The sequence below is a fragment of the Streptomyces sp. NPDC092296 genome, from assembly GCF_044755465.1.
In the GTDB taxonomy this organism is placed as follows: Bacteria; Actinomycetota; Actinomycetes; order Streptomycetales; family Streptomycetaceae; genus Peterkaempfera.
Map to the genome: position 1 here is coordinate 37,075 of NZ_JBIVRB010000003.1, position 16,745 is coordinate 53,819.

The 16,745-nt window shown below is 71.3% G+C and carries 12 protein-coding genes and 3 CRISPR repeat arrays; of the genes, 6 read left to right on the forward strand and 6 right to left on the reverse strand.

The window, feature by feature from the left end:
• Nucleotides 1-60: 60 nt before the first annotated feature.
• The 5 genes from hisS to ACIQGZ_RS10690 all read right to left on the reverse strand — a co-directional run bounded on the left by hisS (nucleotide 61) and on the right by ACIQGZ_RS10690 (nucleotide 8,808).
• Nucleotides 61-1,368, reverse strand: a complete 1,308-nt coding sequence (hisS, locus tag ACIQGZ_RS10670) for a histidine--tRNA ligase (protein WP_402600806.1) — start codon at nucleotides 1,366-1,368, stop codon at nucleotides 61-63.
• A 651-nt stretch (nucleotides 1,369-2,019) separates the two neighbouring features.
• A CRISPR array of direct repeats spans nucleotides 2,020-3,646; the repeat unit is 28 nt; unit sequence GTGCTCCCCGCGCCTCCGGGGATGGTCC.
• Nucleotides 3,647-3,710: 64 nt separating this feature from the next.
• The gene (locus ACIQGZ_RS10675) at nucleotides 3,711-3,920 is read right to left on the reverse strand and encodes a DUF397 domain-containing protein (protein WP_402600808.1); all 210 of its coding nucleotides are present in this window, start codon (nucleotides 3,918-3,920) and stop codon (nucleotides 3,711-3,713) included.
• Between the two features lie 475 nt (nucleotides 3,921-4,395).
• Nucleotides 4,396-5,216: direct repeats of the CRISPR family, unit length 28 nt; unit sequence GTGCTCCCCGCGCACGCGGGGATGGTCC.
• A 10-nt stretch (nucleotides 5,217-5,226) separates the two neighbouring features.
• Nucleotides 5,227-5,436, reverse strand: a complete 210-nt coding sequence (locus ACIQGZ_RS10680; protein WP_402600810.1) for a DUF397 domain-containing protein — start codon at nucleotides 5,434-5,436, stop codon at nucleotides 5,227-5,229.
• A 473-nt stretch (nucleotides 5,437-5,909) separates the two neighbouring features.
• A CRISPR array of direct repeats spans nucleotides 5,910-7,768; the repeat unit is 29 nt; unit sequence GTGCTCCCCGCGCCTGCGGGGATGGTCCC.
• A gap of 3 nt (nucleotides 7,769-7,771) precedes the next feature.
• A complete protein-coding gene (locus ACIQGZ_RS10685; RefSeq protein ID WP_402600811.1) occupies nucleotides 7,772-7,981 on the reverse strand; it encodes a DUF397 domain-containing protein in 210 nt (69 codons plus the stop codon).
• Nucleotides 7,978-8,808: a helix-turn-helix domain-containing protein gene (locus tag ACIQGZ_RS10690; RefSeq protein ID WP_402600812.1), complete on the reverse strand. Its 831-nt coding sequence runs from the start codon at nucleotides 8,806-8,808 to the stop codon at nucleotides 7,978-7,980. The genes ACIQGZ_RS10685 and ACIQGZ_RS10690 overlap by 4 nt, the downstream gene beginning before the upstream one ends.
• Nucleotides 8,809-8,913: 105 nt before the next feature.
• Here ACIQGZ_RS10690 and ACIQGZ_RS10695 point away from each other — a divergent pair, with 105 nt between their 5' ends.
• From ACIQGZ_RS10695 to ACIQGZ_RS10705, 3 genes are all read left to right on the forward strand, one after another.
• A complete protein-coding gene (locus ACIQGZ_RS10695) occupies nucleotides 8,914-9,234 on the forward strand; it encodes a hypothetical protein (protein WP_402600813.1) in 321 nt (106 codons plus the stop codon).
• Between the two features lie 286 nt (nucleotides 9,235-9,520).
• The gene (locus tag ACIQGZ_RS10700; RefSeq protein ID WP_402600814.1) at nucleotides 9,521-9,832 is read left to right on the forward strand and encodes a hypothetical protein; all 312 of its coding nucleotides are present in this window, start codon (nucleotides 9,521-9,523) and stop codon (nucleotides 9,830-9,832) included.
• Nucleotides 9,829-10,437: a hypothetical protein gene (locus tag ACIQGZ_RS10705; RefSeq protein WP_402600815.1), complete on the forward strand. Its 609-nt coding sequence runs from the start codon at nucleotides 9,829-9,831 to the stop codon at nucleotides 10,435-10,437. Before ACIQGZ_RS10700 ends, ACIQGZ_RS10705 begins: the two co-directional genes overlap by 4 nt.
• A gap of 44 nt (nucleotides 10,438-10,481) precedes the next feature.
• Here the strand turns inward: ACIQGZ_RS10705 and ACIQGZ_RS10710 are convergent, their stop codons facing one another.
• Nucleotides 10,482-12,239, reverse strand: coding sequence for an NAD+ synthase (locus tag ACIQGZ_RS10710; protein ID WP_402600817.1), 1,758 nt, complete (start codon nucleotides 12,237-12,239; stop codon nucleotides 10,482-10,484).
• Nucleotides 12,240-12,442: 203 nt separating this feature from the next.
• Between ACIQGZ_RS10710 and ACIQGZ_RS10715 the strand changes: the two genes are divergently transcribed.
• The 3 genes from ACIQGZ_RS10715 to ACIQGZ_RS10725 all read left to right on the forward strand — a co-directional run bounded on the left by ACIQGZ_RS10715 (nucleotide 12,443) and on the right by ACIQGZ_RS10725 (nucleotide 16,587).
• Nucleotides 12,443-13,804: a glutamine synthetase family protein gene (locus ACIQGZ_RS10715; protein WP_402600818.1), complete on the forward strand. Its 1,362-nt coding sequence runs from the start codon at nucleotides 12,443-12,445 to the stop codon at nucleotides 13,802-13,804.
• Between the two features lie 159 nt (nucleotides 13,805-13,963).
• Nucleotides 13,964-16,102 (forward strand): MFS transporter, encoded by a 2,139-nt coding sequence (locus tag ACIQGZ_RS10720; RefSeq protein WP_402600819.1) that lies wholly within the window; start codon nucleotides 13,964-13,966, stop codon nucleotides 16,100-16,102.
• The gene (locus tag ACIQGZ_RS10725; protein ID WP_402600821.1) at nucleotides 16,099-16,587 is read left to right on the forward strand and encodes a MarR family winged helix-turn-helix transcriptional regulator; all 489 of its coding nucleotides are present in this window, start codon (nucleotides 16,099-16,101) and stop codon (nucleotides 16,585-16,587) included. Before ACIQGZ_RS10720 ends, ACIQGZ_RS10725 begins: the two co-directional genes overlap by 4 nt.
• Nucleotides 16,588-16,745 lie beyond the last annotated feature (158 nt).

Here is a 16,745-nt window from a genome sequence, read left to right on the forward strand (position 1 = left end):
CGCCGTACGCGCGGTGCCCCCGTGCCCGGATCGTTCGGGGCGGGGCACCGTCGCATGTGCCTACTGGGCGAAGCGCTCGGCCACCCGGTCAACGGGGTGCGTCGTCTGCTCGCCCGACGCCATGTCCCGCACGATCACCTCTGCGGCTTCCCGTTCCCGCTCGCCGTAGATCAGGCAGAACCGAGCGCCCTGGTCTGCGGCCCACTTCATCTGTCGGGCCAGTTTCCCGCTCGACCCCAGGTAGACACCCGTGCGCTGTCCGGTACTGCGGATCGCGGCAGCCATGCGGAACGCGTCGTCGGCCAGGGCGTCACCGAGCACGGTCACGGCGATGTCCAGGGCGGGTGCCGGCTGCTGAGCGGCGGACGACAGCAGCGGCAGAATCCGTTCGATGCCCAGCGAGCCGCCGCAGGCGGGCGTGTCGCTGCCGGACATCCGCCCGATAAGACCGTCGTACCGGCCACCGGAGGCGATCGAGCCGGGCATGCCGGGAGCGGTCACCTCGTAGATGACACCCGTGTAGTAGTCCAGCCCACGCACCAGGTTGGGCGCGAACACGATGCGCTCGGGTGGGACGGTCCCGGAGAGCAGGGAGAGCAGCCGGTCCACCTCGGCCAGCCCTTCCTGGCCGGTCGCACTGCCCTTCAGCTCTTTTCGAATCCGGTCCGTGGCATCCGGGGCGGTGAGATCGTCCACAAGTCCGCGGGCGGTCGTGTCGGGCACCCCACGACTGGTCACGAGTTCCCGGACCACCTCGTCCGGCGAGAGCTTGTCGAGCTTGTCCAAGGTGATCAACACCCCGCTACCCTGGCCGGCCGGAACCCCGTACACCTCCAGCAGCCCGGCAAGCGCCTTTCGGCTGTTCACCAGGAACTGGAACTCCGGGACGCCGAGCCGTTCCAGTGCTTCGTGCAACGCAGAAACCACCTCGGCATCTGCGAGCGGGGACACTGTTCCCACCACGTCCAGGTCGCACTGGACGAACTCGCGGAACCGGCCCTTGCCCGGCCGGTCGGCCCGCCACACCGGCGCCAGTGCATACCGCTTGTACGGCACCGGCAGCTGGCTGCCGTAGGCCGCAACCACCCGGGCGAGAGGGACGGTGTGGTCGTACCGCAGTGCTAGATCCGCCTCCCCGCTGGCCTCGTGCTCCCCGCGTCGAAGAATCTTGAATACCAGCTTGTCGCCCTCGTCACCGTACTTGCCCGTCAGTACTTCCAACCGTTCGAAGGCGGGCGTTTGGAGAGGCTGGAATCCGTACCGGCCGAATACCTCGCGGACTGTGGCGAACGCCTGTTCGCGAGTGCCGGACTCCACGGCAAGAAAGTCACGGGTGCCGGAAGGGGGGAGAAAACTGTCAGTTGCCATGGCGTAGATGATTCCCCATCAGGCGCAGGCTTCGAGCGAGATCGGGCCGTACGGCGGGCGTGGTTCAGGTCGGCTTCTGCTCCGCTCCGCAACGGCTGCGCTGCCGGGAACGATGCCGACCGTGGACGACCTGTGCGGGCGCTGCGGCGCCGAGTGGCCGGGGCCCGGCAAACGCAGTCCGTCGCGCCCGACCGCGAGCCCCGGCCGCCACCTGGGCGGATTGCCCGCCAAGGTGCCTGGGGCTTCCGCGCGTCAGGGCGCCGGCTGCCCGCCGGACTGCTGCAAAGGCTCGCCGGCGGGCACACTTTGGAACTGCTTCACGAACGGGCCCCGCCCTCATTCGGTGGCGGCGGACCCGCCTTCCCGGAGTACCTGTACCCCTTGGTGGGCTGTCTTGCGCCACCTTGTGCCGCTCGTACAACTCCGCTCCGTAGGGAAGTTGGCGTTCCCGGCAGGTCGCAGTTGCTGACCAGCCGCGGGGCTTGGCCGCGTGGGGCTGGCGCCAACTCCCGATCCTGGTACGGAAGGGGTATGAGACGGGTAGCCTGGCGCCTTACTTGCCCCGCTCCAGGAGATATGCGTAATATGTCCGACTCGGTGCAAGTGAAGAAAAAGCTATGCCGACCCGGAGAAAGCCGCAGGTCAAGAAGTGTGCTCCCCGCGCCTCCGGGGATGGTCCCATGGAGGTCAGGAAGCCTCCGAGGACCAGGGCGTGCTCCCCGCGCCTCCGGGGATGGTCCCTACTTCGGTCAGGTGCGGCGAGCAGTCGTCGGGTGCTCCCCGCGCCTCCGGGGATGGTCCCACGATCTGGAGCCCGCCGCGTGTCGGGTGCGGGTGCTCCCCGCGCCTCCGGGGATGGTCCCGCCAAGGCGAGCCTGTCCGCCCTGGCTCTCAAGTGCTCCCCGCGCCTCCGGGGATGGTCCCCCGTCCTCACCCGATGGAGCACCCCCGCCCGAGTGCTCCCCGCGCCTCCGGGGATGGTCCCGGTGACGGCCCCTGCTACCGCTGAGGAACCCAGTGCTCCCCGCGCCTCCGGGGATGGTCCCGACCTTCTGCCAGCCAGGTCGGGTGTCGAGGGGTGCTCCCCGCGCCTCCGGGGATGGTCCCAGCGGCATCGGTGTACGTCCCGGCCGCCGCACGGTCGCCGTGGGTGCTCCCCGCGCCTCCGGGGATGGTCCCTACAACGGCCTCCTGGTCGTGAGCTCAGGCAGGTGCTCCCCGCGCCTCCGGGGATGGTCCTGCCACTTCAGTCCACTGCTTATGCACCGGCTGGTGCTCCCCGCGCCTCCGGGGATGGTCCCTGGACCTGGCGGGGGGTGGCCAGTTCGCCCTTGTGCTCCCCGCGCCTCCGGGGATGGTCCCACCCCGCCCATAAGGCGGGATAGCGGGGCAAGGTGCTCCCCGCGCCTCCGGGGATGGTCCCCAGTTCACGCCGTCCCGCTGCCGCAGGCGGCTGTGCTCCCCGCGCCTCCGGGGATGGTCCCTGGACCGGCTCCCATGCGCGGGCCGCCGCCGCGTGCTCCCCGCGCCTGCGGGGATGGCCCACGAGGGGGTGGCGGCGTGCGGGGTGCCGCGACTGTGCTCCCCGCGCCTGCGGGGATGGCCCGCCCGGCGCGTACGGCAGCCACGCGGCGCCGGTGTGCTCCCCGCGCCTGCGGGGATGGCCCACCTCAGGACGGCCGCGGCCATCGCGTCGGCGGGTGCTCCCCGCGCCTGCGGGGATGGCCCCGGCGGAAGCTTGCCCGGCTGACTCCGAGAATGGTGCTCCCCGCGCCTGCGGGGATGGCCCGCCGGTCATCGTGGTGCCCGGCCACATGCTCCAGTGCTCCCCGCGCCCGCGGGGATGGCCCCATCATCAATGCGATGCTGCTCCGATGCAACGAGTGCTCCCCGCGCCTGCAGGGATGGCCCCGCAACGAGATTCTGCGCTCACTGATCCGGCGGGTGCTCCCCGCGCCTGCGGGGATGGCCCCGCCTCCGCGATCTGCCCCAGTGCCGGGGTGAGGTGCTCCCCGCGCCTGCGGGGATGGCCCCCACCATCAGACCGGCTCCAGCGGCAACGCCCGGTGCTCCCCGAGCCTGCGGGGATGGCCCCGAGCAGGTTGTGCGGGTTCGTGTCCGTGTGCAGTGCTCCCCGCGCCTGCGGGGATGGCCCCCGGGGATCGGGGTCAGGGTGACGGTGCCGAGCGTGCTCCCCGCGCCTGCGGGGATGGCCCCCGCCTGTACGTGGCCCTGGACGCCGGCGAGCGGTGCTCCCCGCGCCTGCGGGGATGGTCCGGCGGCGGCGGAGTCGAAGCGCGGGGAACAGCCGTGTTCCCCGTGTCTGGGGGGTGGGGTGGGGTTTAGAGGGTGCCGAATTCGCCGGCCTTGATGCTGGTGATGAAGGAGGTGAACGAGTGGGTGGGGAAGTTCAGGGTTGGGCCGCTTGGGTCTTTGGAGTCGCGGAGGGAGACCAGGTCGTGCGTGGTGGTGAGGTTGGTGGCGACCTCGACACAGGCGCCGCCGTTGTCGCTGTAGGAGGACTTGAACCAGTGGGGGGAATCGGTCGTCATGGGGTGCCCTTTCGCGGTTGGCGGGTCGGGGTCATGGAAGCTGCCATGGAGGGTGCTTCGGTCTGTGGCTGATGGTAGGTCGTCAGTGTGGGCGGTGGGAGTGCGTTGTCTTGTTCTCGGTGGTCCTTGGGTTTGGGAATTGCAGTGGGTGACTACGGGTCGTTAGCGGCGTCGGCAAGTCGGGGTGGCGGGTCGAGCAGGTGGTGTTCGCCCTGGGGAGTGGCACCGGTTCGGCCAGGGTGAGGGGGTTGTTTGTAGGAGCACGTGGGGGAGTGCTCACCATCTGTGGTGGGTAGCGGTGGGGCTCGGCTGGGTGGGGTCGGCGCCGACTTTCGATCCGGGTACGGGAGGGAGGTGGGGCGGGTAGCCTGGCGGCGTACTTGCTTTGCCTTGGGTGGTATGTGTTGTATGTCCGACTCGGCGCAAGTGAAGGAAAGGGCATGTCGGCCCGGAGAAAGCCGCAGGTCGATGTCGAGTGCTCCCCGCGCACGCGGGGATGGTCCCAACATCGCGCTGCGCTCGTACGATGGGCAGCGGTGCTCCCCGCGCACGCGGGGATGGTCCCGTCGCGGCTCGCCGCACTGACCAGCAGCGACGGTGCTCCCCGCGCACGCGGGGATGGTCCCCTCGCGGCAGACACGCCCAGGCCAACTGACCGGTGCTCCCCGCGCACGCGGGGATGGTCCCTCGCGGTGGCACCCGGAGGTGTCCGACGCCCAGTGCTCCCCGCGCACGCGGGGATGGTCCTATCGGCGTGATAGGCCCGCTGGCCGGTGTGGTGTGCTCCCCGCGCACGCGGGGATGGTCCCTGGCCGCCGCTGGGGGCGGTCCGGCCCACCCCGTGCTCCCCGCGCACGCGGGGATGGTCCCGTCACCGCCATGCTGGAGCACCTGCTGGAGGAGTGCTCCCCGCGCACGCGGGGATGGTCCCGCGGCCGTCTACCTCGGGCCCACCCGAACCAGGTGCTCCCCGCGCACGCGGGGATGGTCCTCACGAAATTCGGCGGCCCGACTGGATGCATATGTGCTCCCCGCGCACGCGGGGATGGTCCCGTCATCGGAGGTCAGCGCGCCCTCGGCCAGCGGTGCTCCCCGCGCACGCGGGGATGGTCCCAAGAGCGTCTACCGGGCGGCTACCGGGATGTGGTGCTCCCCGCGCATGCGGGGATGGTCCCGAGCCGAGAGCCGTGATCATCAGCCCGGATCGGTGCTCCCCGCGCCTGCGGGGATGGTCCTGGGTGGCCCGGTAAGGCGACGTGGGACGCGCTGTGTTCCCCGCGATTGTGGGGATGGGTTGGGGTGGGGTTCAGGGGGTGCCGAGTTCGCCGGCTTTGATGCTCGCCACGAAGGAGGCGAACGAGTGGGTGGGGAAGTTCAGGGTCGGGCCGTTCGGGTCTTTGGAGTCGCGGATGGGGACCAGGTCGTGCGTGGTGGTGAGGTTGGTGGCGACCTGAATGCAGGCGCCGCCGTTGTTGCTGTAGGAGGACGTGAACCAGTGGGGGGATTCGGTCGTCATGGGGTGCCCTTTCGCAATTGGCGGGTCAGGGTCATGGGGGCTGCCCTGGAGAGCGTTTCGGTCTGTGGCTGATGGTAGGTCGTGAGTATGGGCGGTGGGAGTGCGTTGTCTTGTTCTCGGTGGCTCTTGGGTTTGGGAATCGCTGTGGGTGACTGCGGGTCGGTTAGGTGGTGTCGGTGAGTCGGGTGGCAGGTTGAGCGGGTGGTGTTCGCCCTGGGGGCGGCACTGGTTGGGTCAGGGTGAAGGGGGTGGTCTGTGGGGGGCGCGTGGGGGAGCGCTGGCATTTGTGGTGGGTAGCGGTGGGGGCTCGGCTGGGTGGGGTCGGTGTCAACTTTCGATCCGGGTACGGGGGAGGTGGGGCGGTAGCCTGGTGCCGTACTCGCTTGGCCCTGGGTGGTATGCGTTGTATGTCTGACTCAGCGCAAGTGAATGAATGGGCATGCCGGCCCGGAGAAAGCCGCAGGTCAAGAAGTGTGCTCCCCGCGCCTGCGGGGATGGTCCCACGAACGGCCGGCTGACAGATCGTCTCCGCAGGTGCTCCCCGCGCCTGCGGGGATGGTCCCCTCACTCCCCCGTCGAACGTCCATCCCAGTAGGTGCTCCCCGCGCCTGCGGGGATGGTCCCGAGGCCCAGACCATGGCGGAGAAGGCCGCGTTGTGCTCCCCGCGCCTGCGGGGATGGTCCCCCGGCCACGACCGTCTGGCGCCCCCCCAGATGTGCTCCCCGCGCCTGCGGGGATGGTCCCGGCCCGACTCGGTCGGTGCGGGCAGCGCTGGGGTGCTCCCCGCGCCTGCGGGGATGGTCCCCGCGCGCCCCGCTCGCTATGCGGGGCAACCAGGTGCTCCCCGCGCCTGCGGGGATGGTCCCGCCAACGACCGCCACCCCGCCCCGGTCCAGCACGTGCTCCCCGCGCCTGCGGGGATGGTCCCGACGTGCTCCGACCCGACGAGAAGACCAACGAGTGCTCCCCGCGCCTGCGGGGATGGTCCCGGTGGAGCGCGGTACCCACACCCCGTCATCCAGTGCTCCCCGCGCCTGCGGGGATGGTCCCAGCCCATGCGCCGCCGATCACACCCCACGGGCGTGCTCCCCGCGCCTGCGGGGATGGTCCCGCTTTCTCCGGCTCGCTCCGGGCGGCCATGGGGTGCTCCCCGCGCCTGCGGGGATGGTCCCGCGCCGGCCGTCTCGGTGGACCTGTCCGCGCTGTGCTCCCCGCGCCTGCGGGGATGGTCCCCGGGCCTCCGACCTGGACATGAAGCTGGAGTAGTGCTCCCCGCGCCTGCGGGGATGGTCCCTCGACCAGCTGAGCCAGCATGTGCAGCCGCTGCTGCTCCCCGCGCCTGCGGGGATGGTCCCAGCTCGTGAGCACCTACAGTGCAGGTCAGATTGTGCTCCCCGCGCCTGCGGGGATGGTCCCTTCCCGGCGGCGAGTTCCTGGGTGGACTTGATGTGCTCCCCGCGCCTGCGGGGATGGTCCCACGGTCACCCCCGTCCTGCTGGAGGACTCCTGGTGCTCCCCGCGCCTGCGGGGATGGTCCCCGCGCCCGGATGCCCTCACGCAGCACCCTGAAGTGCTCCCCGCGCCTGCGGGGATGGTCCCGCGCATACCGAAGACAAGGCGGCCGCGGCCGCGTGCTCCCCGCGCCTGCGGGGATGGTCCCGAATACACCCCCACGCTGCACCCCGACAGGTCGTGCTCCCCGCGCCTGCGGGGATGGTCCCACCGAGATCAGCGACGTGGGTTTCTGGGTGCTGTGCTCCCCGCGCATGCGGGGATGGTCCCTGCTCCAGCGGCAGGTCGTGGGCCGGGTAGTCGAGCTCCCCGCGCATACGGGGATGGTCCCGGGTCCGGCACCAAATCGTCGGCGTAGAAGCCGAGCTCCCCGCGCCTGCGGGGATGGTCCCGGCAGGGGTGAGGCGGTCATCTATACCGCTGAGTGCTCCCCGCGCCTGCGGGGATGGTCCCTGGGTGCAGCCGGTCGCCGACAGCCCCGTGGAGTGCTCCCCGCGCATGCGGGAATGGTCCCGCCCGCATGGCGTCCGGTAGATCGGTGGCGTAGTGCTCCCCGCGCCTGCGGGGGTGGTCTCCGCAGCTCGGCGGACGTGGTCGAGATGCCGGAGTGCTCCCCGCAGGCGCGGGGAGCACCGCCAGTGTCACCGGCGACTCCCTGGCCTCCAGGGATCATCCCCGCAGGCGCGGGGAGTGCCTTCGTGTCCGTCAGCGAGCACGCCGCGAGCAGGGACCATCCCCGCTTGCGCGGGGAGCACGGGTCACCCTCCGCAACACCCACCGCAGTGGGGGGACCATCCCCGCAGGCGCGGGGAGGTGGGGGGGTTAGAGGGGGTTGAATTCGCCGGCCTTGATGCTGGTGATGAAGGCGGCGAAGGAGGGGGTGGGGAAGTTCAGGACCGGGCCGTTCGGGTCCTTGGAGTCACGGATGGGGACCAGGCCGTGGGTGGTGGCGAGGTTGGCGGCGACCTGGATGCACTGGCCGCCGTTGTCGCTGTACGAGGACTTGAACCAGTGGGGGGATTCGGTCGTCACGGGGTGCCCTTTCGCAGCTGGTTGATCATGGCCACGGAAGCCGCCTGGGAGAGCGCTTCGGTCTGTAGCTGATGGTAGGCCGTCAGTATGGGCAGCACGAACGTGTTCTCCCGTTCGAGGTGCCCTCGTTGCGCGGACTCGGCGTAGGAGAGGAGGGAGCGGTTCTCCAGTGTCAGGATGGTGATGGGCAGGTTGAATGGGCGGCGCTCTCCCATGGCGAAGGGGGCGACCTGGAGCACGGTGTTCGGCAGCTCGGCGAACTCGGCCAAGCGCGCCAACTGGGTGTCCATGACGGCTGGTTCGCCCATGGGTCGGCGGATGCAGCCTTCGTCCAGCACCACGAACACCAGTGGCGGGGACGGCCGGAGGAGCGTGGCTTGCCGCTGCGCGACGAGCGTGATGCGTTCCTCTGCCTGTTCCTCCGTGATCGCTCCGCGCTTCACGGCGCTCTGCGCGAGCACCGTGGCGTACTCCGGCGTTTGTAGGAGACCGGGGATCACGCCGACCTCGTACAGCCGGATTTCCGCCGCCCGGCCCTCATGCTCGACGAGCTGCGGGAAACCTTCGAGCAGTGCCGTGTGCCGTACGGCCTGACTCTGGCGTTCGAGTCGATCCCCTGTTCTGAACACCTTGTCAGCACTGGCCGCGAACTGGCGAGTTGGCGGGCGACGACCAGTTTCCACGGCGGAAATGTGCGTCCCGGAGCAGCCGATGCGTTCGGCCAGTTCGTCCTGTGTCCAGCCCCGTTCGTCCCGCAACGTGCGCAGTCGCAGTCCGAACGCTGCGCTGGGCGACTTCTCGGGGTCGAGTTCCTTGCGGTGCACCATGGATTTGCCCCACCCTCCGCTCAGATCAAGCAAGTTGAAGACGGCTCAACTGTAGGCCACGCTGAACGCCAACGGTAGTGGAATCACTACAGAGAGGAGCGAACCGTGTCCCGGAAGCGCAGTACGCCCCAGTACGCGGCCCCCTTGTACGTCCCGCAGCCCGGCGAACTGGTCATGGACACCGCCCACCACGATGTGCGGGGTGTGTACATGGCCACGGAGGGCAGCACGGTCTTCTTGCGGCCCGAGGGCGGCGGCATCGAGTGGACGACCCGGTCGGCGGACATCAAGCCTGTGGACTGCCAGGCGGGTTCGGCCCGCAAGGCTGAGCAGCGGGTGTCCCGGGTGGGGGCGGAGAGGTTGAGTGAACGGCTGGCTCCCGAGGTGGCGCGGCTGAACGCCTGGAGCCGGGGTGCGGGCCGGTGAGGGGGTAGGGCGCTGGTGGAAGACGCCGATCCCTGGGTGTGGGGCCCCTGCTGGGGGTGGTGCGGGTCGCCGTGGGTCCGGGTGCTGTGGGTCGGTCCCGCGCAGACCGCCGGCCGCGTCACGGCGGACATGTACTGGTGCGGCCCCTGCATCAGCGTGCTGCACGACCGGATCGTGCACAACGCCCGGGGTACCCGCCCCGCCCCCGCACCGCAGCCCAAGGCCGCCGGTCCCCGGCACCGGCGCCCCCGCCGAGTACGCCGGTACGTGTAAGGAGACGCCGCCCGTGCAGCGTACGCGTGAGCAGCCCGTTCCCGGCCCGGCCGGGGCCCATGGCTTCGCCACTCCCAGGGAGGTTCCCACCGGGGCCGTGGTCTACGACCGGGAGTTCGACGGGCCCGGTGTCGTCCGGGCCGTCCACGGCGCCCACGTCGAACTCGGACGCCCCACCGGATACACCTGGTCCACCCACTACCGCAGGCTCCGCAAGGGCTCCGCCTGGGACAGGCAGCAGCTCAGAGCCCTCGCCCGACTCCACCGCCAACGCCAGGCCAGCCCGACCTGGACCCCGACCCCCAGCCCCGGGAAGACACCATGAAACCCCCCACCGTCCCCTACATCGCCGCCTGGCAGCACGAGAGGATCAGGCTCGCCAGCGCCCCCGTCATCTCCACCGGCACCGGCCTCATCTACTTCGACGGCGCACCCGAACGACCCCAGGACCGCGACGACCACGGCGTCCTGTGGGCCCGCCAGGACACCAGACCCGGCACCGGACACCCCCGCTTCGGCGCCATCCACACCCCCCGCCAACGCCACGCCCAGACCCACCTCCTCTGCCAGGTCTGCGCCGGCCCCCCCGACATCACCGAAGCGGGCGTGCTCTGGCTCCTCCCCGGCACCCCACCGAGCCAGTCCGGCGAAGAAGTCACCACCAACCCACCCATCTGCCGCCCCTGCGCCGACACCGCCGCCCACGCCTGCCCCCACCTGCGCACCAGCCACACCCTGATGCGCGTCAAACACTCAGCCGTGATCGGCGTCTTCGGCCAGCGCTACTTCCGCAGCCGGCCCGGCGTCGCCGTGCCCCAGCAGATGGACACCGTCCCCTACACCGACCGCAGCGCCCTCCCCTGGACCGTCGCCACCCAACTCGTCCGCGAACTCATCGGCTGCACGGTCGAGGCCATCCACTCGACGTGATCGCCCGGCGGCCCCCCGGCCGGGGGGGTGTGCGGGGGCGGGGGTCAGCCCTGGCGCCAGCGGTTGGTGATGGGGAGGCGGCGGTCGCGGCCGAACGCCTTGAGGGAGACCTTGGGGCCCGGCGGGTACTGGCGGCGCTTGTACTCGGCGGTGTCCACCAGCCGGACGACCCGGTCCACCAGGGCCGGGTCGAAGCCGGCGGCCACGATGGCGTCCCGGCCGTGGTCGTTCTCGACGTACGCCTCCAGGACCGCGTCCAGCAGGTCGTAGTCGGGCAGCGAGTCGGTGTCCACCTGGCCGGGGCGCAGCTCGGCGCTGGGCGGCTTGGCGATGGAGTTCTCCGGGATCGGCGGGGTCTGCCCGCGCTCCGCAGCGGCCTTGTTGCGCCACCGCGCCAGCCGGAAGATCCACGTCTTGTAGACGTCCTTGATCGGCCCATAGGCGCCGACCGAGTCGCCGTACAGGGTGGAGTAGCCGACCGCCAGCTCGCTCTTGTTGCCCGGGGCCAGCACGATGTGGCCCTCCTGGTTGGAGACGGCCATCAGCAGGGTGCCGCGCAGCCGTGACTGGAGGTTCTCCTCGGCCAGGCCGGTGAGGCCCAGCGAACCCAGGTACGCCTCGAACATCGGGGCGATGGAGATGGTGCGCAGGTTGAGCCCGGTGCGCTTGGCCAGCTCGGCGGCGTCGTCCCGGGAGTGCTGGGAGGAGTACGCGCTGGGCATCGAGACGCCGTACACGTTCTCCGCGCCGATCGCGTCCACCGCGATGGCGGCCACCAGTGCCGAGTCGATGCCGCCGGAGAGGCCGATCAGCACCGAGCGGAAGCCGTTCTTGCGGACGTAGGCGCGGGTGCCGGCGACCAGCGCGGTGTAGATCTCCTCCTCGTCGCCCAGCCGGGGGGCGATCCCGGCCGTCACCGGCTGCTCGGGGGCGGGCAGCGGCTCGGTACCGAGGACGGTGCGCTCCACCCGCAGCCCGTCGGCCAGCAGCTCGCCCGGCTCCCCGGCGTCGGCGTGGGCGGCGGGGAGCTCCAGGTCGACCAGGACGCAGCCCTCCTCGAACTGCGGGGCGCGGGCGAGCACCCGGCCGGCCGGGTCCACCACGATCGAGTCGCCGTCGAAGACCAGCTCGTCCTGGGCGCCGACCATGTTGACGTACGCCAGGGTGCAGCCCGCCTCGGCGGCGCGGCGGCGGACCAGCTCCAGTCGGGCGTCGTCCTTCTCCCGCTCGTACGGCGAGCCGTTGACCACCAGCAGCAGTCCGGCGCCGGCCTGCCGGGCGGCGGTGACCCGGCCGCCGTCCTGCCAGATGTCCTCGCAGATGGCGAGGGCGACGTCCACGCCGTGCAGCCGGACCACCGAGAGCTGGTCACCGGGGACGAAGTAGCGGTACTCGTCGAAGACGCCGTAGTTGGGCAGGTGGTGCTTGGCGAACCGGGTGGCGACCCGGCCGCCGTGCAGCACCGCCGCGCAGTTCTGCGGCGAGCCGGCCGGGCGGCCCAGCTGCGGCGCGTCGTGCTCGGAGCGGCCCAGGTAGCCGACGACGACCGGGACGTGGCCCAGCCCCTCGGCGGCCAGCCGCTCGGCCAGCCCGACCAGGGCGGCGCGGGAGCCCGCCACGAAGGACTGGCGCAGGGCGAGATCCTCCACCGGATACCCGGTCAGCGCCATCTCGGGGAAGGCCACCAGCTGGGCCCCCCGCTCGGCGGCGTGCCGGGTCCACCGCACGACCTCGTCGCTGTTGCGGGCGATGTCGCCGACATAGGGATCGATCTGGCTCAGGGCGAGACGTAGATGAGGCACCCCCCCAGCCTAATCGTCTCTTCGACGCTATGGGGGGTGGGGCCGGGCCGCCGGGCGGTCGCCCGAGCCGACTCCGCCGCGACGGGCCGAGTGTTCGGACAACGGGCCCGCATCCGCCATGATGGGAATGGAGCTTCCGGCCGATCACCCGGGGTCCTCCCTTGCGTGACGCGTACGTAATGAGCAGAGGTGAGACTGTCCTCATGGGTAAGCAGCAGGAGTTCGTGCTCCGGACGCTCGAAGAGCGTGACATCCGATTCGTCCGGCTGTGGTTCACCGATGTGCTCGGGTTCCTGAAGTCGGTGGCGGTGGCGCCCGCCGAGCTTGAGCAGGCCTTCGACGAGGGCATCGGGTTCGACGGCTCCGCGATCGAGGGCTTTGCCCGGGTCTACGAGTCCGACATGATCGCCAAGCCGGACCCGACGACGTTCCAGATACTGCCGTGGCGCTCCGAGTCGCCCGGCACCGCGCGGATGTTCTGCGACATCCTGATGCCGGACGGCTCGCCGTCCTACGCCGACCCGCGCTATGTGCTCAAGCGGACGCTGGAGAAGGCGTCCAATCTGGGCTTCACCTTCTACACCCACCCCGAGATCGAATTCTTCCTGCTGAAGAACCAGCCGAGCGACGGTACGGTGCCCATCCCGGCCGACCACTCCGGCTACTTCGACCACACCCCGCGCGGGGTGGGCCACGACTTCCGCCGGCAGGCGATCACCATGCTGGAGTCGATGGGCATCTCGGTGGAGTTCTCGCACCACGAGGGCGCGCCCGGCCAGCAGGAGATCGACCTGCGGTACGCGGACGCGCTCTCCACCGCCGACAACATCATGACCTTCCGGCTGGTGATGAAGGAGGTGGCGCTGGAGCAGGGCGTGCACGCGACCTTCATGCCCAAGCCGTTCTCCGGGTTCCCCGGCTCCGGGATGCACACCCATGTGTCGCTGTTCGAGGGGGACCGCAACGCCTTCCACGAGACCGGCGCGGAGTACCAGCTGTCCAAGGTCGGCCGGTCCTTCATCGCGGGTCTGCTGCGGCACGCCGCCGAGACGTCGGCGGTCACCAACCAGTGGGTCAACTCCTACAAGCGCATCTGGGGCGGCTCGCAGCGCACCGCGGGCGCGGGCGGCGAGGCGCCGTCGTACATCTGCTGGGGCCACAACAACCGCTCGGCGTTGATCCGGGTGCCGATGTACAAGCCCGGCAAGCAGGGCTCCACCCGGGTCGAGGTCCGCTCGCTGGACACCGGCTGCAACCCGTACCTGGCCTACGCGGTGATACTGGCCGCCGGGCTCAAGGGCATCCAGGAGGGGTACGAGCTGCCGCCCGGGGCCGACGACGACGTCTGGGCGCTCTCCGACGCCGAGCGCCGCGCGCTGGGGATCGAGCCGCTGCCGCAGAACCTGGGCGAGGCGATCGACCTGATGGAGCGCAGCGAGCTGGTCGCGGAGACGCTGGGTGAGCACGTCTTCGACTTCTTCCTGCGCAACAAGCGGCATGAGTGGGAGGAGTACCGCTCGGAGGTGACGCCGTACGAGCTGCGGAAGATCCTGCCGGTGCTGTAGTCGCAGGTCACGCCTGCTGCCCCCTTCGGCCGGACCGCTGCCCGGCCGGAGGGGGCAGCTGTGCGAGTGGGCGAAAGTGTGGACGATTTGCCCGGGTTGCGGTTAGTTTGGGACAAGTAACCAACCCACCCCTCGCCCGAGGAAGCGGAAGTGGTGCCCATGGCTGCGGCGCCTTCCCTGTCCCGCGCGGCGAAGCGGCAGGCCAGAGCCGCCGCCGACATCGCGAGGCCGCACTACAAGTGGATCGTGCTGTCCAACACCACGCTGGGCATGCTGATGGCCACGATCAACGGATCGATTCTGCTGATCGCGCTGCCGGACATCTTCCGGGGCCTGCGGATCAACCCGCTCCAGCCGGGCAACACCAGCCTGCTGCTCTGGCTGATCATGGGCTATCTGGTGGTCACGGCGGTGCTGGTGGTCAGCTTCGGCCGGCTGGGCGACATCTACGGCAGAGTCCGGATGTACAACGCGGGCTTCGCCGTCTTCACGGTCTTCTCGGTGCTGCTGTCGGTCACCTGGCAGCACGGTACGGCGGGGGCGCTCTGGCTGATCCTGATGCGGGTGGCCCAGGGCGTCGGCGGCGCGATGCTGATGGCCAACTCCAATGCGATCATCACCGACGCCTTCCCGGTGGACCAGCGCGGCCTGGCGCTCGGCCTCAACCAGGTCGCCGGGATCGCCGGCTCGTTCATCGGGCTGGTGCTCGGCGGGCTGCTGGCGCCGGTGGAGTGGCACCTGGTCTTCCTGGTGTCGGTGCCGTTCGGCGTGTTCGGCACCTTCTGGGCGTACTGGAAGCTGCATGACACCGGCATCCGGCGGCCCGCCCGGCTGGACTGGTGGGGCAATGTGACCTTCGCGGTGGGCCTGATCTCGGTGCTGGTCGGGATCACGTACGGCATCCAGCCGTACCACGGGCACACCATGGGCTGGACCAACCCGATGGTGCTGACCGCGCTGCTCGGCGGCGCGCTCACGCTGGTGGTGTTCGGCCTGGTGGAGAACCGGGTGGCCGAGCCGATGTTCCGGATGAGCCTGTTCCGCATCCGGGCGTTCACCGCCGGGAACATCGCCAGCCTGCTGTCCGGCATGGGGCGCGGCGGGCTGATGTTCATCCTGATCATCTGGTTGCAGGGCATCTGGCTGCCCCAGCACGGCTACAGCTTCGCCTCCACCCCGCTGTGGGCGGGCATCTACATGCTGCCGCTGACCGCCGGGTTCCTGATCGCCGGGCCGGTCTCCGGCTGGCTGTCCGACCGGTTCGGGGCGCGGCCGTTCGCCACCGGCGGCATGGTGGTGGCGGCGGCCAGCTTCGTCCTGCTGGCGCTGCTGCCGGTGAACTTCGGCTATCTGCTCTTCGCCGCGATCCTGCTGCTCAACGGGATCGGGATGGGCCTGTTCGCCTCCCCGAACCGGGCCGGGATCATGAACAGCCTGCCCGCCGACCAGCGCGGGGTCGGCGGCGGGATGAGCACCACCTTCCAGAACTCCGCCCTGGTGCTCTCGATCGGGGTGTTCTTCACCCTGATGATCCTCGGCCTGGCCGGTTCGCTGCCGCACGCGCTCTCCACCGGGCTGGCCGCCCAGGGCGTGCCGGCCGCCGACGCGGCCCGGCTGGCGAGCCTGCCGCCGGTGTCGGTGCTGTTCGCCTCGCTGCTGGGCTACAACCCGATCCGGTCGCTGCTGGGCCCGGCCGCGCTCGGCCAGCTGCCACCCGGGCACGCGGCCTATCTGACCGGCCGCAGCTTCTTCCCGTCGCTGATCTCGGGGCCGTTCGGCAGCGGCCTGGACACCGCGTTCGTCTTCGCCATCGCGGCCTGCCTGGTCGCCGCCGTCGCCTCCTGGCTGCGCGGCGGCAAGTACGTCCACATCGAGCAGGCCGCCGCCGAGCGCGCGTACACGGTGGTTGCCACCGCGCCCGGCTTCCGCCCGGCCACGCTCGGCGTCGTCATCAGCGGCGGACCCGACCCCGGCGGCGGACCCGACCCCGGCGGCGGACCCGACCCCGGCGGTGGTGCCGCCGTCCGGCGGGCGGCGGCCGACGGGCAGCTCGCCGGGACGGTCCGGGGGCCGGGCGACGGCGGCAGTCCGCTGCCCGGGGCCGAGGTGCTGGTCATCGGATCGGACGGCACCGTCGCCGCCCGCGCCGCGATCGGGCCCGACGGCAGCTTCCGGCTGCCGGGCCTGACCCACGGGGACCGCTGGACGACCACGCCGGGGCCCGCCTCCGACGGCCCCGCTGCCACCGCTGCGGCGGGTGCGCCGCTGCGGCTCACGCTGGAGCACGAAGCGCCATGAGCGGCCCCGGCGAGGCCGCCGAGCCGGCCGGGACGGCCGAGCCGGCCGTCCGGCTGCGGGCGTCGGCGCTGCGGCTGGCGTACGGGCTGCGCGCGCCCGCCGCTGAGCACGGGCTGACCCCCACCCGGCTGACGGCGCTGGTCGCGCTGGCCGCGCACGGTCCGCTGCGGGCCGGGGACCTGGGGCGGCGGCTGGGTACCAGCGCGCCCAGCGTCTCCCGGCTGCTGGACGTGCTGGCCGACGCGGGGTTCGTCACCCGCACCGCCGACCCGGCCGACCAGCGGGCCGCGCTGCTGGTGCTCAGCCCGGCCGGCCAGGCCGTGCTGGCCGCCGTCCGGCGGGAGAGCCTGGCCCGGCTCACCGACCGGGTCGACGCGCTGCCGGCCGCCGACCTGGAGCGGCTGGTCGCCGCGCTGCCGGTGCTGGAGGCGCTGGCGCACGGCCTGGCGCCGGGATCGCTGCCGGGGCAGGGGCTGCCGGGCTGACCGGTTGCCGGGCTGACGGGTTGCCGGGTTGCCGGGTTGACGGGTTGCCGGGTTGACGGGCCGGGGCGGCTCCCCGCTCGGTCGAGGGGGGCGGTGCCCGTCGTCGGAGTGGCCGGTTTCCGACTCGTACGGCTGGTACGGAGCCGACCGCTGATGAC

Excerpts from the sequence above, each read along its gene's own strand:
- hisS (WP_402600806.1), bottom strand. The coding sequence starts at position 1,368 with ATGGCAACTGACAGTTTTCTCCCCCCTTCCGGCACCCGTGACTTTCTT.
- ACIQGZ_RS10675 (WP_402600808.1), bottom strand. The coding sequence starts at position 3,920 with ATGACGACCGATTCCCCCCACTGGTTCAAGTCCTCCTACAGCGACAAC.
- ACIQGZ_RS10680 (WP_402600810.1), bottom strand. The coding sequence starts at position 5,436 with ATGACGACCGAATCCCCCCACTGGTTCACGTCCTCCTACAGCAACAAC.
- ACIQGZ_RS10690 (WP_402600812.1), bottom strand. The coding sequence starts at position 8,808 with ATGGTGCACCGCAAGGAACTCGACCCCGAGAAGTCGCCCAGCGCAGCG.
- ACIQGZ_RS10705 (WP_402600815.1), top strand. The coding sequence starts at position 9,829 with ATGAAACCCCCCACCGTCCCCTACATCGCCGCCTGGCAGCACGAGAGG.
- ACIQGZ_RS10715 (WP_402600818.1), top strand. The coding sequence starts at position 12,443 with ATGGGTAAGCAGCAGGAGTTCGTGCTCCGGACGCTCGAAGAGCGTGAC.
- ACIQGZ_RS10720 (WP_402600819.1), top strand. The coding sequence starts at position 13,964 with ATGGCTGCGGCGCCTTCCCTGTCCCGCGCGGCGAAGCGGCAGGCCAGA.
- ACIQGZ_RS10725 (WP_402600821.1), top strand. The coding sequence starts at position 16,099 with ATGAGCGGCCCCGGCGAGGCCGCCGAGCCGGCCGGGACGGCCGAGCCG.